The following is a 26,684-nucleotide window of genomic DNA, read 5'->3' on the forward strand; positions in this document are numbered from 1 at the left end:
ACGGCTGCATTGGGCAATGTTCCTAGCGCTGCGGTTCGGCAATAGTCTGTCCGCGCCGCAAGATGCGCGGGAACGACAAGAGCCGTGGGGGAAGCCGGATGAGACTGAAGAACCGACGCATCATCATAACGGGCGCGGGATCGGGTTTCGGCCGCGCCACGGCTGGCCTGTTCGCTCGAGAGGGCGCCGCGCTTGCCCTTTTCGATCAGGATGAAAAGGCAGTTGCCGAGACCGCGGCCATGTTCGGTGGCCACGCCTATCAGGTCGATGTTACCGATGAGGATCAGGTGAACCGCGTCGTGTCGTCGGCGGTAGAGGCATTGGGCGGGCTCGACGGGGTCGTCAACTCGGCCGGCATTATGTCGTCGGCCTCGTTCGAGGACACGGATCCCGCATCCTGGCGCCGGGTGATCGAGGTCAATCTCACCGGAACCTATCTCGTCTGCCGTGCCGCCCTGCCGGCATTGCGCCAGGCCGAGCATGCGACCATCGTCAATATCGCCTCCGGCCAGGCTCTGTTGCCTTCGCTCACCGGATGCAGCTATGCGGCGTCGAAAGCCGGTGTGATGATGTTCACCAAATCCCTTGCGGTGGAGCTGGCGCCCAGCATCAGAGCGAACGTAATCTGCCCTGGAGCCAGCGACACGCCCATGACCCAGAAGGTCCTGCCACCCAGCGAGGTCGCCAAGCGCGCTGCGCTGGCGCAATCCTACGCTCTCAAGCGCCTCACCGAACCCGAGGAAGTCGCCAACGCGATCCTCTTCCTGACGTCGTCGGAGGCCTCGGCCATCACGGGAATAGCCATGTCGGTCGATTGCGGCCGGACATTCCACTGACATCAGCCGGACGTCGATCAACGACTGTCGCGCCTGAGCGAGCGGCGCCCTCTCGCGCCGCTTGTTCACCTCAGTGAAGGGCGTCGGCACGCGACAACCAGTCCATCATGATCTGGTTGAACGCATCATCGAACTCCACGTTCGGAAAATGACGCCCCCCGGGAATCTCGACATAGCGCGCGCCTGGAATCAGCCGGGCAATTTCCTGGTTCGAGGCGGGCGGTGTGCTGACGTCGTCCGATCCCGCGACGACAAGCGTCGGAGCTGTCACGCCAGGCAGGCGGCCGGATACATTGTGGGCGAGGATTGCCTCCATGCAGCCGAAATAGCCGTCGAGAGACGTCCCCAGAAACGTCTCGCGCAGCGCCATCCACCGCGGCCCGTGTGTCTCCTGATACGCCGGCGAATACCGACGCCACATGTTGTCATCCACAATCGAACCCAGGGATTTCTGTGCGCGAACGGTCTCGATGCGTCCCCGCATGAAGGCCTCGTCACCATCCCACCGGGAGGTCGTCGCGCAGGCCATCAGGGACAGCAACCGGTCAGGATAATCGGCCGCGAGCACTTGGCCGATCATCCCGCCCATCGACAACCCGATCAGGTGGACGGACGTGAATCCAAGACTATCCAAGATTGCGACAACATCAGCCGCCAGGAGCTCGATCGTATAGGGGCCCGGATAGGGACTGCTCCCCCCATGACCGCGCATATCAAGCCGGAGAACCTGATAACCGGCCGCGAGCAGAATAGGCACCTGCTCCGCCCACATACCTGAATCCGACGTCAGCGAATGCGTCATGCACACGACAGGTCCAGACGCCGGGCCGAGCAAGTCATAGTGAAGATGACCGTTATCTCTCACGAGCAGCATCGAAAGCTCCCATCTCTCGTTAGGGGCATTGGGCCGTCATCAATAAAAGACGCGACCGCCGTTGATCACGAGCGTCTGCCCGGTGATGAACCGCGCCTCGTCGCTTGCGAGGAAAGCCACACCGTTGGCGATATCTTCTGGCTCACACATGTGCCCCATCGGGATCGCAGCCAGCGCGCGATCAAAGGTTTCCTTGGGCAGGCGTCGCGGTCCCCTTGTATTCGTGCCGCCAGGGCAGATCGAGTTGACGTTCACTCCGAATTCGGCGAGTTCCTGCGCGAGCGAGCGCGTGAACCCCATGACGCCGGCTTTCGCCGCGGCATAGTCGGCAATGCCATGATCGCCGGCAATCGCAGAATCCGACGCGATGTTGACGATCTTGCCGGTCTTGCGTTCGCGCATGGAGGGGACGACCTGCCGCGAGCACGACAGGGTCGTCATCAGCGAAACGCCAACGACAAAGTCCCAGATGGCAGGATCCGAGCACCAGAACTCACTCGCGCGCTCCCGCGCCGTCTGGCCGACATTGTTGAGCAGAATGTCGACTGGGCCAAGATCCTGGACGATCTTCGCGAAGGCGCCTTCTACCTGCTCCCGATTCATCAGATCACAGGCGATCGCAACCACCTCCCCTCCGACATCCCTGATCGCCGCCACCGTGTCGGCCAGTGGTCCATCCTCGATGTCGAGGACTGCCACCCTTGCGCCGTCCTGTGCGAAGCGGATCGCCGACGCGCGCCCAATCCCATTGGCACCGCCCGTCACCACTGCGACTTTCCCATCAAAACGCTTCGCCATCGCTTATCCTGTCTGAATGTGAGGTGTGAATCGGTTAAAGCCGTCAGGCCACGGCGAGATGCTTGTTGCGAATATCTTCGTTCGCATCGAACACGGCCCAGTCACCCTCAAAGACGACGCGGCCGGTATCGAGGACGTAGAGACGGTCCGTGCATTTTCGCGCGAACCAGATGTTTTGCTCGACCAGAAGCAGGGAGATCCCCTCCTCCGCACAGATCGACGACACGATTGCGGCAAGCTCCTCGACGATGACGGGTGCGAGCCCCTCTGTCGGCTCATCCAGCAAGAGGAGGCGCGGGCGGGCGGCAATCGCGCGCGCAACCGCCAACATCTGCTGCTGGCCGCCACTGAGTTGCCCGCCAAATCGCTCCCGAAGGGGCTGCAACATCGGGAAGCGCTCAAGGATCCGCGCCACTGGTAGCGCCGGTCGCTCGCGGGAAGCGCCGAACCCTGCAAGCTCGATATTCTCTTCCACGGTGATGTGCGTGAAGATGCGGCGGTCTTCCGGAACCAAGGCGATCCCCAGCCGTGCCCGCTTGAACCAAGGCGTCGCGCCGAGCATTCGGTCGAGATAGGCCACCTCTCCAGCCGCGCGTGGCCCGCTATTGGTGATGGACTTCAGCAATGTCGTCTTGCCGGCTCCGTTGCGCCCGAGCACGGAGACCCGCCCGCCGGGCGGAATGTGCAGGGACACATCGTGCAGAATGTGACTCTGCCCGTAGAAGGCATTGAGATCCTTAATGCGCAGCATTGTAGATATCCTGGCCAAGATACACAGCCCGCACGGTCGGATTCTCTCGGACCTCGGCGACGGTTCCTTCCGCAATGACCTCGCCGTAATTCATGACCAACACGCGGTCGGCAAGATTGAAGATGACGTCCATGTCATGCTCGGTCATCACCACAGAGACACCACGCTCGGCACGGATCGTCTGAATCAGTTCGACGATCTGCATGCGATCCCCAGGGGCCATTCCGGCTGTCGGCTCGTCGAGAAGAAGAATGCTGGGCTCGAGGGCCAGGGTCTCGGCGAGTTCGAGGCGCTTCTTATCGCCATGCGATAGAGACGCCGCCGATGCGTGTCTCAGATGGGCAATCCCAAGTGCGAACAACAGCGCATCCGCTTCTTCGACAACCTGCCTTGCCGGTCGCCACCGCCACCACGGCGCGCCGTAATCCCCAGCATTGCGGCGCCTGGATTCGATAGCCACAATCACGTTCTCCCGGGCCGTTAGCTCAAGGAAGACGCGCGACACCTGAAAAGTGCGGCCCATCCCCAGGCTCGTGCGCGTGTGGGCGGGGACTTTCGTGACATCGGCGCCCTGGAAGCTGATCGTCCCGGCGCGGCTGGCGACCTCGCCGGTCAGAACCTTGAACAGGGTCGTCTTGCCCGCCCCATTCGGCCCGATGACCGCAAGGCAGGACCCGTTCCCGACACTGAAACTGACGCCTTTGAGGACCTCGATCGGGCCATAACTGACGCGCAGCCCTTCAGACGCGAGGATGGTGTTAGGGGAGACGTTCATGAGTCCCTCCTTTGCCCGCAGTTCGCTGAAACACCCAGTTCCTGATCGTGTGGAGGAGACCGATGATGCCCGTCGGCGCGGCGATAATGACCAGCACCAAGGTTCCGCCGATCACGATTTCGGACAGGCCGACGAATGTTCGTGTCCAGTAATTGATGAGCGTGAACGCGACTGCTCCGACCACCGGCCCCCAAAACGAGCCGACACCGCCGAGCAGCGTATTGAGAATGGGCTGGGTCGAGGCCAGCCAATTGACCTCGTCGAGTGTGACGATGCGCGTCCAGGGAGCGAACAGCCCTCCGGCCATCGCCGCCACGCCGCCCGAGATCATGAACGACAGCAAACGATAGCGAGCGACATTGATGCCGAGAAAAGCCGCGCGGTCGGCATCCTGACGGATCGCCTGAAAGACCCGCCCGGTCCGGGAATGGACCAGCCACCACAACGCCGCCGTGATGAGGGAGCACGCACACAGAAGGAAAAGAAAGTACGCACGGCTCGACGTCAGGTCCAGATCCCAGAGAACGAGCCCGATCTTGGGTCGCGGAATATTGCCGAGGCCGTCATGTTCCCCCAGCGCAGGTGAGTAGCTGATGAGACGGCCCAATACTTCCGTCAAGGCCACGGTGAGGACCGCGAGAAAGATCCCCGCGAGCCGCCGCAGCGCCACCAGCCCGATCAGGCAGGCGACCAGGGCGCCGAGCCCAGCCGCGATGACAAGCATGCCAAGGAATGGAATCGGCACCGTGTAGCGGAGCATCGCTCCGGTAAAATAGGCGCCGATTGCGAAGAAGCCCGCATGGCCGAACGATGCGAGGCCGGTATAGCCAAAGAGCAGATTCCAGGAGAGCGCAAAGACCGCCTGGATGAGGGTGAGGCCGATAAGGAAGAGTAGGCCAGGATTGACGAGGTCAGGCGCGAGCGCAAGGGCGCCAAACACGAGCACCATCAGAAATCCGACAACGCGCCGCGACATCATCGGAGTTCGCTCAATCACACTGCCCTGGGTGTCTGTCATTGAAACCATTGTCACGTCGATCCTTGCGCCGGAAAGAGGCCATTGGGCTTCCAGACGAGGAAGACTGCGAGAACGATGTAGACGGCGATGCCGCCGAAATTCGCCATGAAGGTCGCATTCGCGCTCTCAACCACGCCGAGAATGATGCATGCCACGAACGTTCCGCGAATATTGCCGAGACCGCCGATGACGACGGCAAGAAACGAATAGAGCAGGAATGAGGAGCCGACATTAATGGACAGGGTCTGATTGGGCAGGAGAAGCCCACCCGCGAACCCCGCCAGCGCGAAGCTTGCGATCACGCTGATGGTGAGAATTGCCGGAACGTTCACGCCAAGCGTGCCTGCCATCCATGGATCATTGGCCACGGCCCGCATGATTTTTCCGACCCAAAGCCTGTGCATGATCGTGTCGATCACTGCAAAGACCACGAGGCCTGCGGCAATGACGAACAACGTGTAGCCCGACACGTAGGAGCTGCCGATTTTCAAAGCCTGATCCACCTGCGGCGGGGGCATGACGGAGAAATAGTCGATGCCCCAGATCCACTTCGCGACACCCTCGCAGAACAACATGAGCCCGAATGTCGCGATGAGGACGTAATGATAATCGACCGTCCGCAGACGGGTGAGCACGATCTTGTCCGTCAGATATCCGAGCACACCGACGACGAGGCCTGCAACCAATCCCGCACCCAGAAAACTCCACATGGATTCAGGATTCGAACCAACAATGCTGAATGCCAGATACGCTCCAATCATGAAGAACGCGCCGTGCGCCATGTTCAGGATCTTCAGGATACCGAATACCCACGTCAAACCGGCGGCGACGAGGAAGAAAGCCATCCCCGACGCCAGCCCGTTGATGAGAACGAAGATCGATTTCGAGACAATCATTGGACAGCGTTGGGATCGAACGCTTTCCCGGGCGTCGCGGGCTCGATCATCTCAGCCGAGTCGACCCGCGCCATCTGAGAGACTTTGTAGAATGGATCGACGTCATCCGGCTGCATCTGCGCGAAATAATTGTAGCAGATCGCCTGGTGGTCAGCCTTGCGGAACGTGAAAGGACCGCCGACCGTATCGATCTTCATGTCCTCCATGGCGTCGATCACCGCCTGCGTCTCTGTGGATTTTGCCTTCCGGATGCCTTCGAAGAGAGCCATCCCGGTGCGATGGCCGGCCATGACGAGGGCCGGAGGCGACTTGTCGCCCGTCAGCTCGACATAATCATCGTAAAGCTGCTGGCTGAGCGGATTGCTCTTGAAAGGTTCGAGACCTCGATTCCAGTAAGACACCGACCAGATGTCCTTCGGAAGGTTTTTCCCCAGCGCCTTGGCGGTCACGATCTCATTGCCGACCTCGCCGATCACCTTGATCTTGTCGTAGAGGCCGACCGACCGGGCCTGCTGAAAGAAGCTGATCTGGGCAGCGCCCGCGATGCCGAGATAGAGTCCCTGCGCCTCGGTATTCATCACCGCGTTGATCTGGGTCTTGAAATCCGTCGCGGTTGCCTGGGCATAGATCGTGTCAAGAACAGTTGCCTGCTTGCCTCCGGACTTGACGGAATATTTCTTGACGGCGTCGCCGAAGAACCGCGCCGAATCGCGACCAAAATCGCCATCTGGCGCCACGGAAATCCAGGTCGTCACTTGCGGATAGCGCTCGATCAGCGCGCGGCCGAGAGAGCTGTAGGCGGTGTAGTTGTTGGAGACGGTTCGAAAGATGTTTCGATTGAAGAGTTCATGGGTGACTGGCATCCCCGCCGCGCCGGCGATCATGACGACAGCGTTCAGTTCCGGCGCCAACGGGGCCAGCCCGAGGGCAGTCACAGTCTGCGAGCCGCCGATCAGCAGGTTGATGCCCTCGCCCGCAAGCTCGCGTGCGGCGGCGACCGATGTGGCGCTGTTGTACTTGTCGTCCCGCACGACGAGTTCGATCTGGCGCCCCAGAATACCGCCGCTGCGGTTGACCTGCTTTGCCGCAATCTGCGTTCCGATCCAGAACGCGTTCCCCACAGGTGCGCCGACACCGCTGAGGGCGTACATGACCCCCACTTTAATCGGCCCAGATTGCGCCCTGGCAAGATTGATCCGAGTACCAGCCATAGCACCGGCTGCACCCACGAAACCTTTCAGCACAGTTCTCCGTGTCGTCATGTCACTAACCTCCCTAAGGGTTTGATTGATCTGTCGCCTTCCGCTTCATTGGCGGCTCGTGTCGACGAGTTGTCTGAGTGTCGTCTCTAGAATCCGACTTTGTCCGCACCTTTCAGCTGAAGAATGTCGCGAGCCTCGTCGGGTGTTGCAATCTCGAGCCCAAGGTTCTCGATGATCGCGCGCGCGGTCCTCACCTGCTCGGCATTCGACTGCGCAAGCCGGCCACGACCGCTCCAGAGGGAATCCTCAAGTCCGACGCGGACATTTCCACCCATGGCGGCTGCCATGGCGGCAATCGGCATCTGATTTCGCCCAGCACCGAGAACTGACCACCGATAATCGTTCCCGAAGAGACGATCTGCCGTGCGCTTCATGTGCATCACGTCCTCCGGGTGCGGCCCGATCCCACCCAACAATCCAAAGACGCTCTGGACGAAGAACGGCGGCTTGATCAGTCCTCGTTCAACGAAATGCGCCAGCGTATAGAGATGGCCAATATCGTAGCACTCGATTTCAAACCGTGTCCCATTCTCCGTGCAGGTCGTCAGAATGTATTCGATGTCCTGAAACGTGTTCCTAAAAATGCGGTCGGTCGATCCTTCGAGATAGGGTTTCTCCCATTCGTGCTTGAAGGTCTTGAACCGGTTCAGCATGGGGTAGAGTCCGAAGTTCATCGAACCCATATTCAGAGACGCGACTTCCGGACTGAAATGCTGGGCCGGACGCACGCGTTCGTCAACCAGCATGGTCGGGGCGCCCCCTGTGGTGATGTTGATCACGCAATTAGATCGTTGCTTGATCACCTGCAGGAACGGCGCAAAGGCCTCGGGTCTCTGATCAGGCTTTCCTGTCTGAGGATCTCGCGCATGAAGATGAACGATCGCGGCGCCCGCTTCCGCGGCTTCGATCGCCGCATCTGCGATCTCCTGCGCAGTGATCGGAAGATAGGGCGACATGGACGGCGTATGGATCGCCCCCGTGACCGCGCAGGTGATGATGACTTTCGAGCTCGCCAATGGTGTCCCCGATATCTGGAGAAGATCGAACCGATCGCTCAAGGGAGCGGGTTCAGACCCCCCCGAGAGAATGTTTGTGTGCCTGGAGCGCAGCCAGCCGCGCATCACGCCAGTTACTCCGCTCCCGACGAGATGCCGAATTCGAGGCAGCCCCCCAGGCCCCCAGGATCCGATCGACATTTGGCCGATCCCAGACGCTGGGTTCGGCCGCGTCCTCGCTCAAGCGGCGATAGAAATCCGTGTACCGTCGGCAATAATCGTCAATGCCACCGGGTGCGTTGAGGTCGATCGTCTCAAACGGCCCCATAAAACTCCACCGTAACCCAAGGCCGTCCTTTACCGTCTTGTCGAGATCCGCAGGACTGATGACGCCCTCCCCCACCAGGCGGAAGGCCTCAGCAAGAAGGGCACCCTGGAGCCGATTCAGCACAAACCCTTCGAGCTCGCGGTTGACCACGACTGGGATCTGACCAATTTCCTCGTAAATTGCTTTTGCGCGCTCCAGCACTTCGGGAGAAGTCCAGGGCGAACCGCACAGCTCTACAACTGGTACGAGATGCGGCGGGTTAACCGGATGGGCGATGAGACAGCGTCCGCGCCCGGCGAGCGCGTGCGTGAAGCGCGACGACACGATCGCCGACGAGGAGGAGGCAAGAATGGCTGTCGGCGGTGCATGCCGATCAAGTTCGGCAAAGATGGAGGCTTTGACGTCTTCCCGTTCGGGCCCGTTTTCCTGCACGAGATCGGCGTTGCGAACAGCGCTCGCCACGTTGGGGCACGTCGTGATCTTCGCCATTGCCGTGTCGACATCATCGAGCAGGCCATGGCGGTGGAGTTCGTCCATGCCCGCGCGCACAAGTGCGGGGACCTCGGCGAGGGTCGCGGCATCGACATCGGTCACCTGAACGCTCCAGCCAGCCCTGGCGAAAACGATCGCCCAGGCTCGCCCGATCAGTCCGGCGCCGATAATCGCCACTTCCGCCATGCGCTTCCTCGATGCTATGTCGTTACGAAACTGCGCGTTTCGCTCGATCTCGTCGCCACAAACTGTGATCTAAGATGACAAATTTATTGCACCTCGCTATCGTCTTGTCCAGAGGTCTGAAAGAGGCACACCGATGAAATCAGCAATCGAGAGCATTGCGCCGATCGAGCACGTCACGTTGAGTCGGCGCGTGCACGCGGAGCTGTGCGACCTGCTCATGGCGGGCAAGCTCTACCCTGGCGAAAAGCTGTCGCTTCGCAAGGTCGCCAGCCTGATCGGCGTGTCGATGATGCCGGTTCGTGAGGCTGTCACACGGCTTGTGGCCGAGGATGCGCTGACGGTTCTGCCGAACAGGGCTGTCAGCGTGCCGCTGATGACGCGCACCAAGATGCGGGAGCTCACTCAGGTCCGTTGCGAGATCGAGGGATTTGCTGCAGCGACTGCGGCGCTGCAGCGGAGCCCGGCCAGCGTCAAGGCGATCCGCTTGCTCGACGAGCAGTTTCGCAAGGCCGTGAAGACTGAACTCCCCGATCTCGACAAGGCCCTGCGCCTCAACAAGGATCTTCACTTCGCGATCTATGAGGCCGCGGGCCTGCCAGTTCTCACCGAGATTATCAAAGGTCTCTGGCTGAAGGTGGGGCCGGTCATCAACCTCGACCTGCGCTCGGCCGAACAGCGCCTGAGATCGGGTGACGCGGAGCAGTATCACGCACAGCTCGCAACAGCCATCGCCGATCAGGATCCGACGGCCGCGCGCGCCGCAATCGTGGCCGATATCGCAACGTCGTCGCAGTTCATTCAGCAGACCGGAAATCTCCCTCAATAGGGACAGATGAGGATCGTCACCATGGACCTGAAGATTGGCGAATTACGTGCCATCGTCACCGCCGGCGCGAGCGGAATCGGATTGGCCATTGCAAAGGCGCTGGTCGAGGAAGGTGCGCGCGTCCATCTGTGCGACATCGATCCGGACGCCCTCGCAACGGCGCGGGCTGCATTGCCGACTGTGTCGACGAGTGTGTGCGACGTGTCCGACAGGGCCGCGGTGACGTCCTTGTTCGACGATGCGCTGACCAGTCTCGGCGGCCTGGATTGTCTGGTCAACAACGCGGGTGTCGCGGGCCCCACCGGGCGCGTCGATGCGATTGACCCGGAAGCGTGGGACCAAACGCTCGCGGTTAATATCACGGGGCAGTTCAACTGCGCGCGGCTGGCCGTTTCGCATCTCGCCAAGAGCCCCAACGCCAGCATCATCAACCTGTCCTCGGCCGCGGGCCGCCTCGGCTTCGGTCTGCGCTCTCCCTATGCGGCCTCAAAATGGGCGGTCGTCGGCTTCACGAAATCGCTGTCGATTGAACTCGCGGAGCTTGGTATCCGCGTCAACGCCATCCTGCCAGGCGCGGTGGAGGGCGATCGGCAGAACCGCGTGCTTGCCGCGAAGGCGGTGGAAAGACATCTCACTCTCGACGTTATGAAACGCGAGGCGCTGGAGCGCGCCTCCATCAAGGAGTTCATCACGCCCCAGCAGCTTTCCGATGCTATCCTGTTCCTGGCGTCCCCGCGATCGCGCACCACCTCGGGACAGGCGATCAGCATCTGCGGCGATCTGCAATCGCTGACCTGAGCGGCATGCTCAGCCCGTCGCCGATGGCGGCCCCCAATGGGGATAAGCCGCCTGAGCGCGGGTCGACAGCTCGATCCGGTTGCGGCCGCCCCGCTTTGCCACATAAAGGGCCTCATCCGCTTCGGAATAGAGACGCTCGAAGGTATCGGCTGCATAGCGCACGGCAACGCCCACGGACATCGTCACGCGAACGGCGACGCCCGGCATCAAAATGGGTGTCTTCTCGATCACCCTCAGCAATTCGTCGAGCGCGACCACGATCTCCTCCACCGAAGCGGTCGAGGAGATCAATGCAAACTCCTCGCCTCCGAGGCGACCCACGAGGCCATATTGATCGAGATGGTTCGCCGTGATCCGACCAATCGTTTGCAGCACCGTGTCGCCGATACGATGGCCATAGGTGTCATTGACGATTTTGAAACGATCCACGTCGGCGATGACAAGCACCATGGTTTGCGTCGACGACGCCTCGCTCGCCTCCATCAGGGCCCGACGATTTGCCAGTCCCGTCAAGGGATCGGTGCGGCTCAGCACCTCGAGTGTCCGTTTCGAATGCTGCAATTCCTGTTGCGCGCGTCCAAAGATGACAGACGCCGGCACAGCGATGATCACGACCACGAAGATTGTCAGGCCCCAGGACCTTATCGCTGTCGCCCACTGCGTGAAGAACATCAATTGGTTTGCGACGTCGATGGCAAGCGCCACCACAAGGGACACACCCGTCACAAGAACGACGTAGCGGATAAGATCACGCCTCGTGAGGATCCGCGGCTTGGCAAGCGTTTTGAAAAATTGTCGCATGGAAACATCAATATCGGTGGCGTGGTTCCGCTGATAACACGTTACCAGGGGGCGAAGTGAGTGGTTTGATGCCGCGCAATGCTGATGCTCCGGCTGGTCACAGCTACGTCATCGGAGACGATTCTGGTGATGAGAACTACATGGTTGTGGCAGTGTCGTGGGCCATGGAGAGAGTGTGCGCGCGATGAGAACGTTGTTACTGGCTCTGGGCCTTTCCCTGCTGAGCGCGGGCAACGTGATGGCACAAAGCCGACCGCTGTCCACCGCCCTCACATGTGCTCAGGCGAGCGCGTTGGTGAGGTCGCAGGGAGCGCTCGTGATGAACACTGGTCCATTCGTCTATGATCGCTATGTCACCAGCGCGCGATCATGCGGGGCCGCAGAGACGACAGAACCTGCCTGGGTTCCCACGACCGATCAGCTGCAGTGCTTCGTCGGATATCGCTGCCGGTCCACCGCACAGCGCCAATCCAGTCGATAAGGTCGTCGTCGGAGAACTGGAGCCCAGAAACAGAAACGCCCCCAGCGAGGCCTTCAAAAGCTTCGCCAGGAGCGCTTCGAGCGATACGCGACTTGCTCTTCATCTTTCTTATAAAAGAGCAGCCTCGGCGAAAACGGCCAGAACGTGGTTTTCCCCCGACCACATGGCGATTTGATCGTTTCTAATCCCGAATAGCCACTGAGCGATGTCTCGACGTCACACATCGAAGCTTGACCGTTTGAAGTTTTGCAACACTCGAGCATGCGACGTCTTGGTCACGCGGTCGTGTCGGAACTTAGCGAACGGTTAGGAAGTTCCCTGTCAAGATGAACGCGAAATGAACAAATGTAATGGAGTTTCAGTAATGATGTTGTCGAAACGACCCAACGTTGAGCGCTTCGCCTGCCTGTTCTTTGCGGGCTTGTTCATCTCGGCCCTGACACTGTCGCTCGCCTATCAGATCTGAACCGCCGGTCCCGCGGTCCTAAACGCTGCCAAGAAGTGGATTGCCCTCCCCCACAGAGGCGGGCCATGAAAGCCTAAGATGTTCAACCGCAACTCTGAAATCGAAGAACTCAAGGCCAGCCTCCACGGCATGGAAGCTCTGATCGGCGGTTTGATCTTCGGTCTCATCCAGCGTCGCATCTTCAGTCATGATCAGATCGTCCGCGAGATCAAGCACACCGAAGCCCAGCTTCTGATGATGTCTGCGCCCGCAGGGACAGTTTCCGTTCTTCAGCGCATGCGGGAAGCGCTCGAGGATGACGCAAACCCGGAAGCTGCCTAGCCCGATAGCCCCTATGCTAAATGTGAATCGCGTGCCCTAGAGCTCCCAGTGCGGCCTCAAGGAAACCCTCGCTCTGCGTTGGGTGTGCGTGAATGGTTTCCGCCACGTCCTCAAGCCGAGCGCGCATCTCGAGAGCCAGACTGAAGGCCGCCGACAGCTCCGAAATACCGGCGCCAACGCCCTGAATACCCAGAACCAGATGGTTGTCGGCACGAGCGACGATGCGAACGAATCCGGCCTCGCGGCCGAGCGTCATGGCCCGTCCATTGGCTTGGAACGGGAACTGACCGACGACGATTTCGATACCGCTGGCGCGCGCCTCATCCGGGGAGAGACCCGCAGTGACGATTTCCGGATCTGTAAAACACACGGCCGGAATAGAAACTCTGTCCCAGACCCTTTTCTTGCCCGAGATGATCTCAGCGACCATCTCGCCTTGCGCCATTGCCCGATGGGCGAGCATCGGTTCCCCCGTCACGTCCCCGAGTGCGAAGACGCCTCGCATCGACGTTCTGCACTGATCATCGATGCGAATGAAGGGGCCATCCATTGTCAGGTCGATTGCGTCCAGACCCCAGCCGGCAGTCTTGGGCCGACGCCCCACGGTCACCAGAACTGTGTCGGCCTCGACGAGACTTTCGGCTCCTTCAGCCGTTTCCACGAGGATACCCTCCTCGCGCGCAGCCTTCGCCTTCGCACCGGTAAGCACATCGATATTCAGCTCTCGCAGGTGTTTGGCGACGGGGCGGGTCAAATCAGGATCGTATTGCGGCAGGATCCGTGTCTGCGCCTCGATCACCGTGACCTTGGCGCCAAGCTTCGCAAAGGCGGTGCCCAGTTCAAGGCCGATATATCCGCCGCCAATCACCGCGAGCTTACCCGGCACGTGCGTCAACGCCAGCGCGCCGGTGGAGGAGATGACCCGACCGCCGAACGGCAGAAACGGCAATTCGACAGGCTCTGAACCGGTGGCGATCACCACGTGCTCAGCCCGGATCACCTGCCGCCCGAGTTCGGTCGTCACCTCCACGGTCTTTCCATCGGTGAACGTTGCCCAACCGACAAGGACCTTGACGCCAGCCTTCTTGAGCAGACCCGCGACCCCGTTATTGAGTCGCCCGACGATGCCATCCTTCCACGCGATGGTCTTGGCGAAATCAATGGCGGGCCCTTGTGCGGATATCCCGAGGGGGTGTCCGCCCCTGGCCATTGCGTTGACGCTTTCGTACTCGTCCGCGGCATGAATCAAGGCCTTCGAGGGAATACACCCGACATTCAGGCAGGTCCCACCTGCTTTCTTTGCCTCGACGATCACGGTGTCGATGCCGAGCTGTCCGGCGCGGATGGCGCAGGTGTAGCCTCCTGGTCCGGCGCCGATCACCAGAAGTTTGCACGAAATATCTTTCATTCGATCAGCTTTCGATGAAGATCAATGCCGGAGTTTCCAGCAATGCCTTGATCCGTTGGATGAACACTGCAGCGTCCCAGCCATCGATCACCCGATGGTCAAAGCTGGACGAGAGGTTCATGATCTTGCGCGGCACGAAAGTCGAACCGTCCCAGACCGGACGCACCATCATCTTGTTCACGCCCACAATCGCCACCTCCGGGTGATTGATGATCGGGGTCGTGACGATCCCGCCCATTGCGCCGAGAGATGTGATCGTAATGGTCGAGCCGGTGAGGTCGTCGCGTGTCGCCGTTCCGGCCTTTGCGGCTTCCGCAAGCCTGGTCAGTTCCGCGGCGGTGCCCCACAGGTCGAGCCCTTCAGCATGCTTGACGACAGGGACCATCAGCCCTGACGGCGTCTGGGCTGCGATGCCGACATGCACGCCCGCATGCTGCTGGATGATGCCGGCCTCGTCGTCGAAGTGGGCATTGAGGTTTGGCTGGTCGTCGATGGCGCGGGTCATCGCGCGGATCAGGAACGGCAGGAACGACAGTTTGGGCTGGTCCTGCCGCCTCCCGGCGTTGAGAGTCGAACGCAGATCCTCGACGGCCGTGACGTCGACTTCCTCCACATAGGTGATGTGGGGAATGCGGGAACTCGCCAGCGACATCTTTTCGGAAATGCGCCGCCGCAGGCCCACAATCTTGATCTCGTCGACACCTGTCCGCTTCTGACGCCCTGGGGCCCGCGCGAGAGCGGGGCCCTGGGCGAAGACAGCATCGAGATCCTCGTGGCTGATCCTGCCGGCCGGGCCGGTGCCGGCGACCTGCCGCAGATCAACCCCCGCCTCACGGGCCCGCAAGCGAACGGCGGGCGACGCCAAGGGCCGCTCACCCTCCCCCCGGGGCGCGCCGGACAAAGGCGTGCGCGGGGCTGATTCGGCCGAGGACCGTTTGTCAGCTGGCGCTACCGAAGCGGCAGGCGCAGCGGGAGCGGCGGTCACAGACGGCTCTGTGATAGTCGCCGGTGGAGAAACCTCCTGGCGCGCAGCAGCGAGAGTTTCACCGGAGGCTTTTTCGGTGTCCGCAGCTTTACTCTCGCCTGTGCCGGCGATGCTCAGGCGCACAAGGTCTGACCCCACGGCCACGACGTCGCCGACGCTTGCGCCCAACCACAGGACCTCGCCATCGACAGGCGATGGAATCTCGACTGTCGCCTTGTCGGTCATGACCGCGCCGATGATGGCATCCTCGCGGATGAGGTCGCCCACCTTCACATGCCACTCGACGAGTTCGGCCTCAGCCACGCCTTCGCCGACATCCGGCAATTTGATCACATGTTCGGTCATGTCATTGCTCCATTGCCCGCAACAAAGCCTCGCCGACACGCGCCGGACCGGGGAAGTAGTCCCATTCCTGAGCGTGCGGATAGGGCGTGTCCCAACCGGCCACCCGAGTGATCGGCGCTTCCAGGTGGTAGAAGCAGGCCTCCTGGACGAGGGCCGACAATTCACCCCCGAAGCCTGACGTCAGCGTGGCTTCGTGAACGATGACGCAGCGGCCGGTCTTGCGAACGGACGCTTCGATCGTCTCAAGATCGAGCGGAACGAGACTGCGCAGGTCGATAATCTCCGCGTCGATGCCCGTCTCAGCGGCGGCGGCCTCGGCAACGTAGACCATGGTCCCATACGCGAGAACCGTGACCGCCGTGCCTGCGCGACGGATGGCAGCTTTGCCCAGTGGAATCGCGTAGTGGCCGTCTGCCACCTCCCCCAGCTCATGTTTCGACCAGGGCGTGACGGGCCGGTCATGATGACCGTCGAAGGGCCCATTATAAAGCCGCTTCGGTTCCAGGAAGATGACCGGATCAGGGTCCTCGATTGCAGCGATCAGCAGGCCCTTTGCGTCGCTGGGGTTGGACGGCATCACGGTCTTCAAGCCTGCCACGTGCGTGAACAGCGCCTCCGGGCTCTGGCTGTGCGTCTGCCCGCCAAAGATGCCACCACCGGTCGGCATTCTCACCACGAGGGGACAGGTAAACTGGCCGTTGGAGCGATAACGCAGACGCGCCGCCTCCGACACGATCTGATCATAGGCCGGATACATGTAGTCGGCGAACTGGATCTCGACGCAAGGACGCAGCCCATACGCCGCCATCCCCACGGCTGTGCCGACGATGCCCAATTCGCTGATCGGCGTATCGAAGCAGCGGCTCTTGCCGTATTTGGCTTGCAAGCCCTGGGTGGCGCGAAAGACGCCGCCAAAGAACCCGACATCCTCGCCGAACACGACGACATTGTCGTCACGCTCCATCATCACGTCCATGCCATCGCGAATGGCCTCGATCATGGTCTTGCGCGGCATTTTTAGACCCCCGCCTGTTGGCGCTGCCGGCGCAGATGAGGCGGCATCTCTGCGTAGACGCCCTCGAACATGTCGCGGGCAGAGGGCCTGCCGCCGGCATGCAGAGTCCCGAACCGCTCCGCCTCCTTCTGGGCGGAGATGACAGCGTCGAGGACCTCGGCCTCCGCCTGCTTGTGGCGCTCGTCCGACCAGGCGCCCCGGAGAATCAGATGGTTCTTCAGCCGCAGGATCGGGTCGCCCAGCGGCCACGAGGAGGATTCGGTCTTGGGCCGGTAGACAGACGGATCGTCCGAACTGGAATGGGCGCCGACCCTGTAAGTGACATATTCGATGACCGTCGCGCCGAGGTTGCGGCGTGCGCGCTCCGCGGCCCATTTGGCGACCGCGTGGACCGCCAGAAAATCATTGCCGTCGACGCGCAGGGCTGGGAGCCCGAAGCCCAGGCCGCGCGCGGCGAATGTGCCGGAGCCGCCTCGAGCGATGCCCTGAAATGTCGAAATCGCCCATTGGTTGTTGACGATGTTGAGAACGACCGGCGCCTTGTAGGTAGAGGCGAAGACCAGGGCCGCGTGAAAGTCCGATTCGGCGGTCGAGCCGTCGCCGATCCAGGCCGCCGCAATCTTGGTGTCGTTCTTGATGGCCGATGCCATTGCCCATCCGACTGCCTGGACGAACTGGGTGGCAAGATTTCCCGAGATGGAGAAGAATCCGTAATCCTTCGCGGAATAGAGAACCGGGAGCTGGCGCCCCTTCAGGGGATCGCGCTCGTTGGAATAGATCTGGCACATCATTTCGACGAGGGGATACCGCGAGGCGATCAGAAGGCCCGCCTGCCGATAGGTGGGGAAGTTCATGTCGCCGGGGCTCAACGCCCGCTGAAAGGCGCAGCTCACCCCTTCCTCACCCATGTGCTGCATATAGAACGAGGTTTTTCCCTGTCGCTGCGCCATCTGCATTCGTGCATCGAAGGCGCGCAACGTCATCATGTCCCGCAAGCCTTGCAGAAGTTCGTCGTCGGTCAGGCTGCCAGCCCAGGGACCGACAGCCTCGCCATCGCGATTCAGGACGCGGATGATCGAATAGGCGAGATCGCGCATCGTCTCGGGGTCGGCATCGATCTCCGGCCTAGCGACCGAGCCAGCTTCGGGAATGGGCACATTGGAAAAGTCGGGGGTTCCTCCCGGCCGAACGGCCGGTTCCGGGACATGGAGCGCCAGAGGGGGATAGTCGCGCATCAGATCAAGGTCTCCCATTCGAGCCGAACCGAAGGTGTAGCGGTCCACGAACCGCCAGGACAAGCGGCGGACCAGCTGTGGGCATCATGCCCCAGCCGCTCGCACATATCGACCCGTCTTCTCCTGGCTCTGGGGGGGAAGAATTCCGCCGTCTTGAAGCGCTTGATCGCAATGGAAGCATGCTATTGAGGGTTCCATACCGCTGCGTCTCGCGATTTCCTTTTCGGAATGTCCTCCCCTTTCTCACGAGGTTCCCATGACAGAACACGCCAAACTTCCCGTCGACCCCGCCAACCCTGACGCCGTGAACGAAAATTTCATCAAAAAGCACGATACTCGCCAGCTCGTGGAATTGCACAAGATGGCGCTCGGGTTTGCCGCGGCGCCGCAAGGGCCAGGCCTTGGTGAACAATGGAAAAAGGTCGCCCATCACGTGCAGGACGAGATTGTCCGCCGCGACCAGAAATAGACGCCACAGCCAGTCCGCCGCCACAGGATGAACCGGTCTCGCGGGACGCGACCGGTTCACTATGGCGGATCGGATTCGGCTGCCTGTCCGAACCGCGCCTCATGAGCCGAGAGAGATTTGGACACGATGTCGCCGCCTGATGCCTTGGCCCAGTTGCCCGTCGAGATGGTTTACACGTCCTTTCATCTCTTCGAGATCCTTCTCGGCATCGCCATTCTCATCGTCATCGTTTTTATTCACGGCGCGGGAATCCGGCGCATTTCCCGGTATTTCTCGGCACGCTGGGTGCATGTGACCACTGAGACGCCGCATTGGCGGGTCAATCTCCTGTTTGGCGTGATCGTGGCGCAACTGGTCGTGGTCCACCTGGTGGAGGTCATCGTATGGGCGATCCCGATCTATGCCTTAAACCTGATCCCGGATTTTTCATCGGCAGCTTTTTTCGCCGCCGAGACCTATACGACGCTTGGCGAGGGGGTCGTCCGGCTGCCGCAGAGCTGGCGCCAGCTCGGTCCAGTCATTGCCATCTCCGGCTTGTTCACTTTCGGCTGGACGTCGAGCGTGCTTGTCTACGTGATGACGCAGTTCGGCACGCTCGACACCTCCCACGCGCAGCGCAGGAAAGCCGCTTCCGCCGACAGATCCCCCGGAGAGCACGTGCCGCCCGGGTAGCACTCCTGCTGAGTTGGCGTGCGACTTCCCCATTGCGGTGCCACACGTTGCGCCGTGGAGCGTCCCCCGGCGCCGACCCGCGAATGACAAAAAAGGATGCTTGCCGTGACCTCACAGCTGACCAGACGCATTGTTCTCGCCTCTCGGCCGGAGGGAGCCCCGAAGCCTGAGAACTTCCGGATCGAAGAGACCGCGCTCCCGCCCCTCAAGGACGGCGAAGTTCTCCTGCGGATCGCATACCTGTCGCTCGATCCCTACATGCGAGGCCGGATGAGCGCGGCGAAATCATACGCCGCCCCCCTCGCGGTCGGAGACGTCATGGAGGGCGGGACCGTCGCCACTGTCATGGAATCGCGTCATCCGGATTTGCAGACCGGTGACGTGGTTCTGTCCCATTCCGGATGGCAGAGCCACGCAGTCGCAAGCGGTAACGCCGTTCGCAAACTCGATCCCCGCGCAGCGCCGCCTTCGACGGCGCTCGGGGTTCTCGGCATGCCAGGTTTCACGGCTTATGCAGGCCTTCTGACGATCGGAAAGCCAGCAGCCGACGAGACCGTCGTTGTGGCGGCAGCAACCGGGCCTGTTGGATCAGCCGTCGGTCAGATCGCGCGGGTCAAAGGGGCCCGGGCGGTCGGCATTGCGGGAGGTGAGGCCAAATGCGCCTTCCTCCGTGACACGTTGGGCTTCGACGCTGCCGTCGACCATCGCGCCCCCGATTTCGCCGCGCAGCTCGCCGCCGCATGCCCCAACGGCATCGATGTTTATTTCGAAAACGTGGGCGGCGCCGTCTGGGACGGGGTGTTCCCCCTCCTCAACGACTTCGCCCGTATCCCGGTTTGCGGTCTGGTCGCGCAATATAACCAGACTGCGCCATTCCCCGGTCCGGATCGCCTGCCTCTGCTGATGCGCGACATCCTCTCGAAAAGCCTCACCCTGCGCGGCTTCATTCAGCGCGAATTCGTCGACCAGAGGCCAGCCTTCATCGCCGACATGACAAAGTGGATCGCCACCGGGCAGGTCCGCTACAAGGAGGACATTGTCTCCGGCCTCGAGGCCGCGCCAGATGCGTTTGTCGGCCTCCTGGAAGGGCGCAATTTCGGGAAGCTGTTGGTGCAGGTCTCTGACCTTCCAGCCTGAGTTGCCGTAGCCTAGCGGAAGCTGCCGTAGCCTAGCGGAAGCTGCCGTAGACTAGCGGAAAAGGTCGCGGATCCAGATTCCGAAACTCCAGACCCAGTGCTTGAAGCGCGTTGCAGGCGGATTGGGCAATTGCTGAGCCGCCTCGGTCGTGATGGCGGCTCGGGGACTGATCACCCCGATGGTGACTTCGCCATCGGTGTAGTATCGGTCGCCTCCGCCGTTACGGCCGTTCAATGTCGGGCCGACGCCTGACACCTGATAGGTCGAGACCAGCATCCTGGCGTCCAGCAGGTCTCGAATGACGAGGTCGCGGTCCGCATCCACGTCCGGGGCGATGTGGTGGGTGATTTGGCCTGTGTCGCGACTTAACCCGACCCCGATGTCGAAGCTGGCCGCGCCGAGCCATACCGGGCGGCCTTCAGCACCCTTTTCTAACACTCGCCAGAATCGGACGTGGTGCCGCCGGTCAGCACTTGTGCCAACGGGCTTCTCGAATGCCAGATCCTGCTTCCTTCCGTCGAAAAGGAGCGTGCTGACAGGTGCCGACGCATCCGGTCGGTCGAGAATGACACTCGCTCCGATTTCGATGCTGCTGGCCAATGTGATGGCGTCCGCCGGATCCCATCGGGCAGCGGCGAAGGCGCGGATGACTTCCTCCTTCGTTCCGACGAGTCCCACATTGATCGGATCACCCGGAATGTCCTGGGTCGTCCGGGTGACCATCGGCCGATTGGCGAGATCGGGCTGGTGCTCGTAGTGACGCCAGAGCGCCGGCAGGAGTCCATAGGCAAGCGCGAGATAGAGCCCGACGAGCACCCCCAGCGCGACGGAGCCGCGGCGCAGGATGGTACGATGTGGCGTGGACGTCATGCGATGGTCTCCGGTGTCCTGATAGGCCTGCTCGCCGCTAGCATGGCCGGTAGATGGCGCGTTCCCCTGCAATCCCCCGCAGCGAAAAAGACCCGAGCTCGATCATCGGCCGAGCGCAGCGTTCAGCGAAGGCTCGCGATGCGATGAGATTGACGCCGAGTGGGTCGCATAAGGCCTCCATCCGGCTGGCTTCGTTGACGGCCCTGCCGATGACCGTGAAGTCGAGCCGACGAGTGGCCCCGACATTGCCGTACACGACTTCGCCATAATGCAGCACCACATCGGCATCAAGGCGAGGCCCGCCCGTCGCGGACCGCCTGCGGTTAAGGGCTGCATTGGCCGCGAGTGCTTCCTCAGCGGCCTCCAGGGCCTCGCCGCATATCCTGCACGGCCGGGCATCGGGTTCACTCACGGGGAACACCGCCAGCAGGCCGTCGCCCATAAATTTGAGGATTTCGCCCCCGCGCGACATAACCGCGTCGCCGATCACTTCGAAGTGCTCGTTGAGCCACCCGACGACCTCCAGAGCGTCCTCACGTTCTGTCATCGCCGTGAAGCCCTTCAAATCCGCGTTCAGGATCGCGGCCGCGATCCGCTCACCCTCCCCGCGACGAATTTCACCCGCAAGGACACGGCGTCCGGTCTGCGGTCCCAGATAGACGCTGAGCGCATCCACCGCGATCCGGCCAACGCTGATCCGGTAGGCGGCCAACGCCAGGGCTGGGACAATGCGATGGATGAATGCGCATTCCTCATCGGAAAAGCCCCCTTCGCGATCTGTGGCGACCGACAAGGCAACCCCTTGGAGCACCATCTGCCCTGTGCCGAAGGGAACGAGTCTCAAAAGATAGTCGGTGCTTCCGCGCTCCTTCATTTCCCGCAGGAGGTCGAAGCGATCCACCCCCTCGCCGTCGGCAAGACGATAGCGCGCCATCGTTGATTTGCGCATCTGCAGGTCGAACACAACACTGCGGTGCAAGTTTTCCAGCTGCCGTCGTCCGTGGGGGACCCGTTCTGTGGCGACCCCTCGATCTCTCCACCAGATATAGGCAACGGCCCGGGCACTCGGATCAATCGTCGGAAGCGAGATGCTGGCACGCTGAAGCGGGAAACCTGCCTCAAGCAGCTTCTCGCTCAGTCCCGTCAGCAACGCATCCAGGTCGTCGTTTGCTGTTGCAAAGGCAAGAACCCAGTCAATCAGATGGTTGGCGGTGGAATCATCCATGCTTGGCCTTTCGCGACTGGGCCCTGAGCCCTGCCGACGCGCTACACCGATCCAAAGGGTCGTCCGGGTCCAATCGGCTTTTACCTTACTGGCTACTGGACCGCCAGCGAAGCAGACTTAAGGGGGGAACTCGCCCCGCAGCGTGACGTTGATCTGCCAAGGCCAAGGTCTGACAGCGAAGCTGAACGCCTCAGGCAGGCAGATTGCAACCCGAAGGAGATGCACGATGATGGCACATGCGGAAGCTGCAGGAATTATGACCGGAGACCCGATGATCGGGAGCGATCGTGTCGAGGGCACCACTGTCTACGATCCCAGCGGAAACGACATCGGCAAGATCAAAAGGTTGATGATTGAGAAGATGAGCGGGCGCGTGACTTATGCGGTCATGTCGTTCGGCGGTTTTCTGGGGATGGGTGAAGAAGAGCACACCATTCCGTGGAATAAGTTGAATTACGACACAACCCTCGGCGGCTATCGCACGGATATCACCGAGGAGCAGCTTAAAGGCGCGCCGAGCTTCTACCGCGAGGATGATTATCGGTGGTCAGACAGGGATCGCGAGCGTGAGCTGCACGATTACTGGAGAGCTCCGTATTATTGGGGCATGTGACGCTGAGATTCTGCGTCCGGGGGAGGGAATTGCCTCCCTCCCCCTCGCTTTCCTATTTCTTCAAGGAGACCTCGGCGGCATAGATCTCCTCATCGCGACGTGGCGTCCAGACGATCCGATTTCCGACCCCGTAAAAGTCCGGCTGCGAGTAGAGCAGAAGCCAGGGCGGATCGTCGTAGAAAATCTGCAGCATCTCGTCGACAAGAACCTGGCTCTGTTGGGGATCGCGAGCGGTCGATAACTGGTTCCAACGTTTCTCCCATTCCGGATTCATCCATTCCGCGTAATTCGCCCCTGCGGTCTTCGATGAGAACAGCCCCATATCGTAAATCTGGCTCCAGGTCGCGCCGCCAGAGCCCAGCAAAAACAGCGGCCCCGCGTTGTGCTTGCGGGTCAGCGGCTGGAAGCCTGAGACAAAGTCGAGTAGCTCAACCTTTGTCTCAACCCCGATATCGGTCAGGTATTGTCCTACGGCCTGCGCCACGTTGCCATCAGACAGATAGCGCCCGTTGGGGGATTGGAACACGAGCCGGAACCTGACGCCATCCGCTCCGCGCTTGTACCCCGCCTCGTCCAGCAGTTTCTCCGCTCTCTGCGGATCGTAGGGGTAAGGCTTCAGATTCGGATGCCCCACATTGGCAGGCCCTGTCGCACGTTCGCATTCCGCTCCCAGCAACGTGCGGCAGATGGTCGGGACGTCGATGGCGTATTGAAGCGCGCGACGGACCTCGGGTTTCTGGATTGCCGCTCCGCCAGGCGTTTCCTTCGCGAACTCGTCCTTCTGATTGAAGCCGATATAGATCCGCCGTGTCCCATTGACGGCTTTCACCGTAGCGCGACCGCTCTTGTTCACCGCATCCTGCTGGTCCGGCAAGGCGTTGGCCGCGATATCGACGTTGCCAGCGATCAATTCGGCTGCCCGCGTGCTGGCCGCGGGAATCACGCGCCACACCAAACTCTTGAAGGGTGACTCCCGCAACGTGAAATCACTCCGCCGCTCAAGCACGACACGGTCATCTTTCACCCACTCGGACAACCGATAAGGGCCGGAGGCGACGGGCCGTCTGGCCGCGTCTGCGAGGCTGAGTTTCTCGTACGAATCCTTGCAGTGAATAAAGACCCGGCTGATCAATCCATTCGCAATCGGCTGATAGGCTTTCGTCTTGATGACGGCGACATCGCCCGGCCCCACATAGGCCCCCGCAAAACCCAGCGAGTCGAAGACGAAGCCCGGCGTGTTGCCGTTGAACTTGAGCGCGGGATCTGCCGCGCGGTTGAATGTGTAGACCACGTCCTCGGCGGTGAGCGGTTCGCCATCCTCGCAGGTCAGACCTTTTCTGATGGTGAAGGACAGTTCCGTGCCTGCTTCGTTAAGCGTGTAGCCCTCCGCGAGGAACGGGACGATCTGTCCCGAGCCCTCCGTCCGCAGCAACGTTCCCCACAAATGCATCGCGATATTCGTGCCATTGGTCGAGCGGATTTCCGCTGGCTCCAGCGTCTCGAGATCGACACTCTGGGCAATCACCAGGGTATCGGAATCCGGTCCCTTCGCGGCGGCTCCGGAGACGCTTGCCAGGAACAGGCTCAAGCCGATCAGACTTTTTCGCATCCTCTTACTCCTCTGGAAAAGGGGGCCTCGACATGCCCAAATGTCTCCTCCCCGCGGCCTTTCGGTCAACATCGTCGATAAACGCGGTTTCGTAGTGACGGCGCCGCCTTTGGGAGCTTGGCTCGCCGCGAAGCAGAACTCAGGCGGATCATCATGCGGTTTCATCGCTTGATGCAGGCGGCGAAGTGTTGCGAACGCTTCTCCTCCAACACCGGCACGATCTCCGCACATTCCTTGGATGCGATCGGACAACGGGTGCGAAAGACGCAACCGGATGGCGGATTGATCGGGCTTGGGATATCCCCCTGCAGAATCTGGCGCTCATACGTCGCCGTCGGGTCGGGTATGGGGACCGCCGACAGGAGCGCCTCGGTATAGGGATGAACAGGATTGAGATAGAGCTCGCGGCTCGGTGCAATCTCCATCACGCGGCCGAGATACATGACGATCACACGGTCACTGATGTATTCCACCACGGACAGGTCATGGGCGATGAAGAGAAGCGTCAGACCGAATTCGTCCTTCAGGTCCTGCAATAGGTTGATGACCTGCGCCTGAATTGACACATCAAGTGCGGAGACGGGCTCGTCGGCGAGGATGAACCGGGGATTGACGGCAAGCGCCCGGGCGATGCCGATACGCTGGCGCTGTCCTCCTGAGAATTCGTGAGGATAACGACTCATGTGGTGGGACGAGAGACCAACGGCCCGAAGCAATTCGCCGATCTTCTCACGTCGCTCAGCCGGCTTCCACAGGCCATGGATGCGGTAGGCCTGGAGGATGGTGTCCTCCACGGTCAAACGCGGATTGAGGCTCGCATAGGGATCCTGAAAGACGATCTGCATGTCTTTCCGATAGTGACGCATCTCATCCGGCGGCAGGGTCGTGATGTCGACGCCATCGAAAATGATCTCACCCGATGTAGGCTCAGTCAGGCGCAGGAGCGTCCGTCCGGCCGTTGTCTTTCCGGACCCGGATTCGCCGACCAACCCGACCACTTCCCCCTTGCGCACGCCGAAGGACACATCCTCGACGGCCTTCACGTGGTCGACGACACGCGAGAAGAATCCGCCACGGATCGGGAAGTATTTCTTCAGGTTCCTGACCTCGACGAGGTTCTCCCCCCCTCCTGCGGAAACAACGTCCCGAGCCTGCGGCAGATCGCTCACGGGGTGATCTCCTGCTTCAGCGACAATTCCCGCCAGCGTACGCACCGCACCATGTGGTGATCACCCGTATCTTCGAGAACTGGCACGACCTCCCGGCAATGGTCCCGCACGTGGCGACAGCGGGTGTTGAACGTGCAGCCGGGTGGAAGATGAAGGGGATTGGGGACATTCCCCGGGATGGCAACAAGGCGCTCCCGGCGCTCGCCTATCCGGTCAACGCGCGGGATCGATCCCATCAACCCGGCGGTGTAAGGCATGCGGGGATTGGCGAAGATCGACGCCACGCTCCCCTCTTCCACAGCACGGCCGCCATACATGACGACGACGCGATCGGCCATCTCCGCCACGACGCCGAGATCATGCGTGATGAACAGGATCGCCATCCCGAGTTCACGTTTCAGCCGCCGCATGAGGTCGAGAATCTGGGCCTGGATGGTCACGTCGAGCGCCGTCGTGGGCTCGTCTGCGATCAGGAGTTTCGGGTTGCAGGAGAGCGCCATGGCGATCATCACGCGCTGACGCATGCCGCCCGACATCTGATGGGGGAACGCGTCGATGCGCTTCCCCGGCTCTGGAATTCCCACGAGGTCGAGCATCTCGATCGCCCGCTGCCGCGCTTGCCGCTTCGACACGCTCTGATGAAGCCGGACAACCTCGATGATCTGATGTCCAACCGTCTGCACCGGGTTGAGACTGGTCATCGGCTCCTGGAAAATCATCGCGATGTCGTTGCCTCGGATGCGCCGCATCTCGCTCGGCGACTTCTTCAGCAGATCCTGGCCCTCGAACAGGATCTCGCCCGCAGCAAAACGCCCCGGCGGATGTGGGACAAGCCGCATGACTGACAGGCTGGTCACCGATTTTCCAGAACCGGATTCGCCCACTACGGCGAGCGTCTCGCCGCGATCGATGTGGAAGCTCACGCCGTCGACGGCCTTCACCGTTCCGGCATCAGTGTCGAAATACGTCTTGAGGCCCCGCACCTCCAGGAGCGGCGACGGTGGGACGCCAGCATACGGCATCAGCAT

27 protein-coding genes are annotated in these 26,684 nt (G+C 61.3%); 8 read left to right on the plus strand and 19 right to left on the minus strand.

The window, feature by feature from the left end:
- The first annotated feature begins 98 nt into the window (after window positions 1–98).
- Window positions 99–836, plus strand: coding sequence for an SDR family NAD(P)-dependent oxidoreductase (locus J4G32_RS02115; RefSeq protein ID WP_246504733.1), 738 nt, complete (start codon window positions 99–101; stop codon window positions 834–836).
- Between the two features lie 70 nt (window positions 837–906).
- Here the strand turns inward: J4G32_RS02115 and J4G32_RS02120 are convergent, their stop codons facing one another.
- The 9 genes from J4G32_RS02120 to J4G32_RS02160 all read right to left on the minus strand — a co-directional run bounded on the left by J4G32_RS02120 (window position 907) and on the right by J4G32_RS02160 (window position 9,211).
- Window positions 907–1,710: an alpha/beta fold hydrolase gene (locus J4G32_RS02120; RefSeq protein ID WP_210483704.1), complete on the minus strand. Its 804-nt coding sequence runs from the start codon at window positions 1,708–1,710 to the stop codon at window positions 907–909.
- 39 nt (window positions 1,711–1,749) lie between these two features.
- Entirely contained in the window at window positions 1,750–2,508 is a 759-nt protein-coding gene (locus tag J4G32_RS02125) for an SDR family NAD(P)-dependent oxidoreductase (RefSeq protein ID WP_210483707.1), read from the minus strand.
- A gap of 43 nt (window positions 2,509–2,551) precedes the next feature.
- Window positions 2,552–3,259, minus strand: a complete 708-nt coding sequence (locus J4G32_RS02130) for an ABC transporter ATP-binding protein (RefSeq protein WP_210483710.1) — start codon at window positions 3,257–3,259, stop codon at window positions 2,552–2,554.
- Complete coding sequence (locus tag J4G32_RS02135; RefSeq protein WP_210483714.1) at window positions 3,246–4,034, minus strand: ABC transporter ATP-binding protein; 789 nt, start codon at window positions 4,032–4,034, stop codon at window positions 3,246–3,248. The genes J4G32_RS02130 and J4G32_RS02135 overlap by 14 nt, the downstream gene beginning before the upstream one ends.
- Entirely contained in the window at window positions 4,018–5,013 is a 996-nt protein-coding gene (locus tag J4G32_RS02140; protein ID WP_210483717.1) for a branched-chain amino acid ABC transporter permease, read from the minus strand. The genes J4G32_RS02135 and J4G32_RS02140 overlap by 17 nt, the downstream gene beginning before the upstream one ends.
- A gap of 50 nt (window positions 5,014–5,063) precedes the next feature.
- Window positions 5,064–5,948 carry a branched-chain amino acid ABC transporter permease gene (locus J4G32_RS02145; protein ID WP_246504734.1) on the minus strand — a complete coding sequence of 295 codons (885 nt, stop codon included), beginning with the start codon at window positions 5,946–5,948 and terminating at the stop codon, window positions 5,064–5,066.
- Window positions 5,945–7,210 carry an ABC transporter substrate-binding protein gene (locus J4G32_RS02150; protein WP_343232571.1) on the minus strand — a complete coding sequence of 422 codons (1,266 nt, stop codon included), beginning with the start codon at window positions 7,208–7,210 and terminating at the stop codon, window positions 5,945–5,947. Before J4G32_RS02150 ends, J4G32_RS02145 begins: the two co-directional genes overlap by 4 nt.
- Before the next feature lie 86 nt (window positions 7,211–7,296).
- Window positions 7,297–8,226, minus strand: coding sequence for a 3,5-dioxohexanoate:acetyl-CoA acetone transferase (kce, locus tag J4G32_RS02155; RefSeq protein ID WP_210483723.1), 930 nt, complete (start codon window positions 8,224–8,226; stop codon window positions 7,297–7,299).
- Window positions 8,227–8,278: 52 nt separating this feature from the next.
- Window positions 8,279–9,211, minus strand: a complete 933-nt coding sequence (locus tag J4G32_RS02160) for a 3-hydroxyacyl-CoA dehydrogenase (RefSeq protein WP_210483740.1) — start codon at window positions 9,209–9,211, stop codon at window positions 8,279–8,281.
- Window positions 9,212–9,344: 133 nt separating this feature from the next.
- Here J4G32_RS02160 and J4G32_RS02165 point away from each other — a divergent pair, with 133 nt between their 5' ends.
- Window positions 9,345–10,037 carry a GntR family transcriptional regulator gene (locus J4G32_RS02165; protein WP_210483743.1) on the plus strand — a complete coding sequence of 231 codons (693 nt, stop codon included), beginning with the start codon at window positions 9,345–9,347 and terminating at the stop codon, window positions 10,035–10,037.
- 21 nt (window positions 10,038–10,058) lie between these two features.
- Entirely contained in the window at window positions 10,059–10,835 is a 777-nt protein-coding gene (locus tag J4G32_RS02170) for an SDR family oxidoreductase (protein ID WP_210483746.1), read from the plus strand.
- Between the two features lie 9 nt (window positions 10,836–10,844).
- Here J4G32_RS02170 and J4G32_RS02175 read toward each other — a convergent pair whose 3' ends face one another.
- Window positions 10,845–11,636, minus strand: a complete 792-nt coding sequence (locus tag J4G32_RS02175) for a GGDEF domain-containing protein (RefSeq protein WP_210483749.1) — start codon at window positions 11,634–11,636, stop codon at window positions 10,845–10,847.
- Between the two features lie 1,025 nt (window positions 11,637–12,661).
- On the opposite strand from J4G32_RS02175, the gene J4G32_RS02180 reads away from it, so the two are divergent.
- On the plus strand, window positions 12,662–12,904 hold the full coding sequence (locus J4G32_RS02180) for a hypothetical protein (protein ID WP_210483752.1): 243 nt from the start codon (window positions 12,662–12,664) through the stop codon (window positions 12,902–12,904).
- Between the two features lie 16 nt (window positions 12,905–12,920).
- Here the strand turns inward: J4G32_RS02180 and lpdA are convergent, their stop codons facing one another.
- The 4 genes from lpdA to J4G32_RS02200 are packed head-to-tail and all read right to left on the minus strand — an operon-like array spanning window position 12,921 to window position 17,892.
- Window positions 12,921–14,312, minus strand: coding sequence for a dihydrolipoyl dehydrogenase (gene lpdA, locus J4G32_RS02185; RefSeq protein WP_210483755.1), 1,392 nt, complete (start codon window positions 14,310–14,312; stop codon window positions 12,921–12,923).
- 4 nt (window positions 14,313–14,316) lie between these two features.
- The gene (locus J4G32_RS02190) at window positions 14,317–15,642 is read right to left on the minus strand and encodes a dihydrolipoamide acetyltransferase family protein (RefSeq protein WP_210483758.1); all 1,326 of its coding nucleotides are present in this window, start codon (window positions 15,640–15,642) and stop codon (window positions 14,317–14,319) included.
- Between the two features lies 1 nt (window position 15,643).
- Window positions 15,644–16,657 (minus strand): alpha-ketoacid dehydrogenase subunit beta, encoded by a 1,014-nt coding sequence (locus J4G32_RS02195; RefSeq protein ID WP_210483761.1) that lies wholly within the window; start codon window positions 16,655–16,657, stop codon window positions 15,644–15,646.
- Window positions 16,658–16,659: 2 nt separating this feature from the next.
- Window positions 16,660–17,892: a 3-methyl-2-oxobutanoate dehydrogenase (2-methylpropanoyl-transferring) subunit alpha gene (locus J4G32_RS02200; protein ID WP_210483764.1), complete on the minus strand. Its 1,233-nt coding sequence runs from the start codon at window positions 17,890–17,892 to the stop codon at window positions 16,660–16,662.
- A 256-nt stretch (window positions 17,893–18,148) separates the two neighbouring features.
- Between J4G32_RS02200 and J4G32_RS02205 the strand changes: the two genes are divergently transcribed.
- The 3 genes from J4G32_RS02205 (at window position 18,149) to J4G32_RS02215 (ending at window position 20,170) form a co-directional block, all read left to right on the plus strand.
- Entirely contained in the window at window positions 18,149–18,361 is a 213-nt protein-coding gene (locus tag J4G32_RS02205) for a hypothetical protein (protein ID WP_210483767.1), read from the plus strand.
- A gap of 126 nt (window positions 18,362–18,487) precedes the next feature.
- A complete protein-coding gene (locus J4G32_RS02210; RefSeq protein WP_246504735.1) occupies window positions 18,488–19,033 on the plus strand; it encodes an ion channel in 546 nt (181 codons plus the stop codon).
- Between the two features lie 105 nt (window positions 19,034–19,138).
- Window positions 19,139–20,170, plus strand: coding sequence for an NADP-dependent oxidoreductase (locus tag J4G32_RS02215; protein ID WP_343232572.1), 1,032 nt, complete (start codon window positions 19,139–19,141; stop codon window positions 20,168–20,170).
- Window positions 20,171–20,221: 51 nt separating this feature from the next.
- Here J4G32_RS02215 and J4G32_RS02220 read toward each other — a convergent pair whose 3' ends face one another.
- Both J4G32_RS02220 and J4G32_RS02225 read right to left on the minus strand, forming a co-directional pair.
- The gene (locus J4G32_RS02220; protein WP_210483773.1) at window positions 20,222–21,040 is read right to left on the minus strand and encodes an LssY C-terminal domain-containing protein; all 819 of its coding nucleotides are present in this window, start codon (window positions 21,038–21,040) and stop codon (window positions 20,222–20,224) included.
- A gap of 37 nt (window positions 21,041–21,077) precedes the next feature.
- Window positions 21,078–22,265 (minus strand): adenylate/guanylate cyclase domain-containing protein, encoded by a 1,188-nt coding sequence (locus J4G32_RS02225; RefSeq protein WP_210483775.1) that lies wholly within the window; start codon window positions 22,263–22,265, stop codon window positions 21,078–21,080.
- Between the two features lie 226 nt (window positions 22,266–22,491).
- Here J4G32_RS02225 and J4G32_RS02230 point away from each other — a divergent pair, with 226 nt between their 5' ends.
- A complete protein-coding gene (locus tag J4G32_RS02230) occupies window positions 22,492–22,878 on the plus strand; it encodes a PRC-barrel domain-containing protein (protein WP_343232573.1) in 387 nt (128 codons plus the stop codon).
- A 52-nt stretch (window positions 22,879–22,930) separates the two neighbouring features.
- On the opposite strand, the gene J4G32_RS02235 is transcribed toward J4G32_RS02230, so the two are convergent.
- The 3 genes from J4G32_RS02235 to J4G32_RS02245 all read right to left on the minus strand — a co-directional run bounded on the left by J4G32_RS02235 (window position 22,931) and on the right by J4G32_RS02245 (window position 26,684).
- A complete protein-coding gene (locus J4G32_RS02235) occupies window positions 22,931–24,487 on the minus strand; it encodes an ABC transporter substrate-binding protein (protein WP_210483778.1) in 1,557 nt (518 codons plus the stop codon).
- A 161-nt stretch (window positions 24,488–24,648) separates the two neighbouring features.
- Window positions 24,649–25,656: an ABC transporter ATP-binding protein gene (locus J4G32_RS02240; RefSeq protein ID WP_425515487.1), complete on the minus strand. Its 1,008-nt coding sequence runs from the start codon at window positions 25,654–25,656 to the stop codon at window positions 24,649–24,651.
- Window positions 25,653–26,684: an ABC transporter ATP-binding protein gene (locus J4G32_RS02245; RefSeq protein WP_425515488.1), complete on the minus strand. Its 1,032-nt coding sequence runs from the start codon at window positions 26,682–26,684 to the stop codon at window positions 25,653–25,655. The genes J4G32_RS02240 and J4G32_RS02245 overlap by 4 nt, the downstream gene beginning before the upstream one ends.

This window comes from Microvirga antarctica (genome assembly GCF_017921815.1).
Taxonomy (GTDB): Bacteria; Pseudomonadota; Alphaproteobacteria; order Rhizobiales; family Beijerinckiaceae; genus Microvirga; species Microvirga antarctica.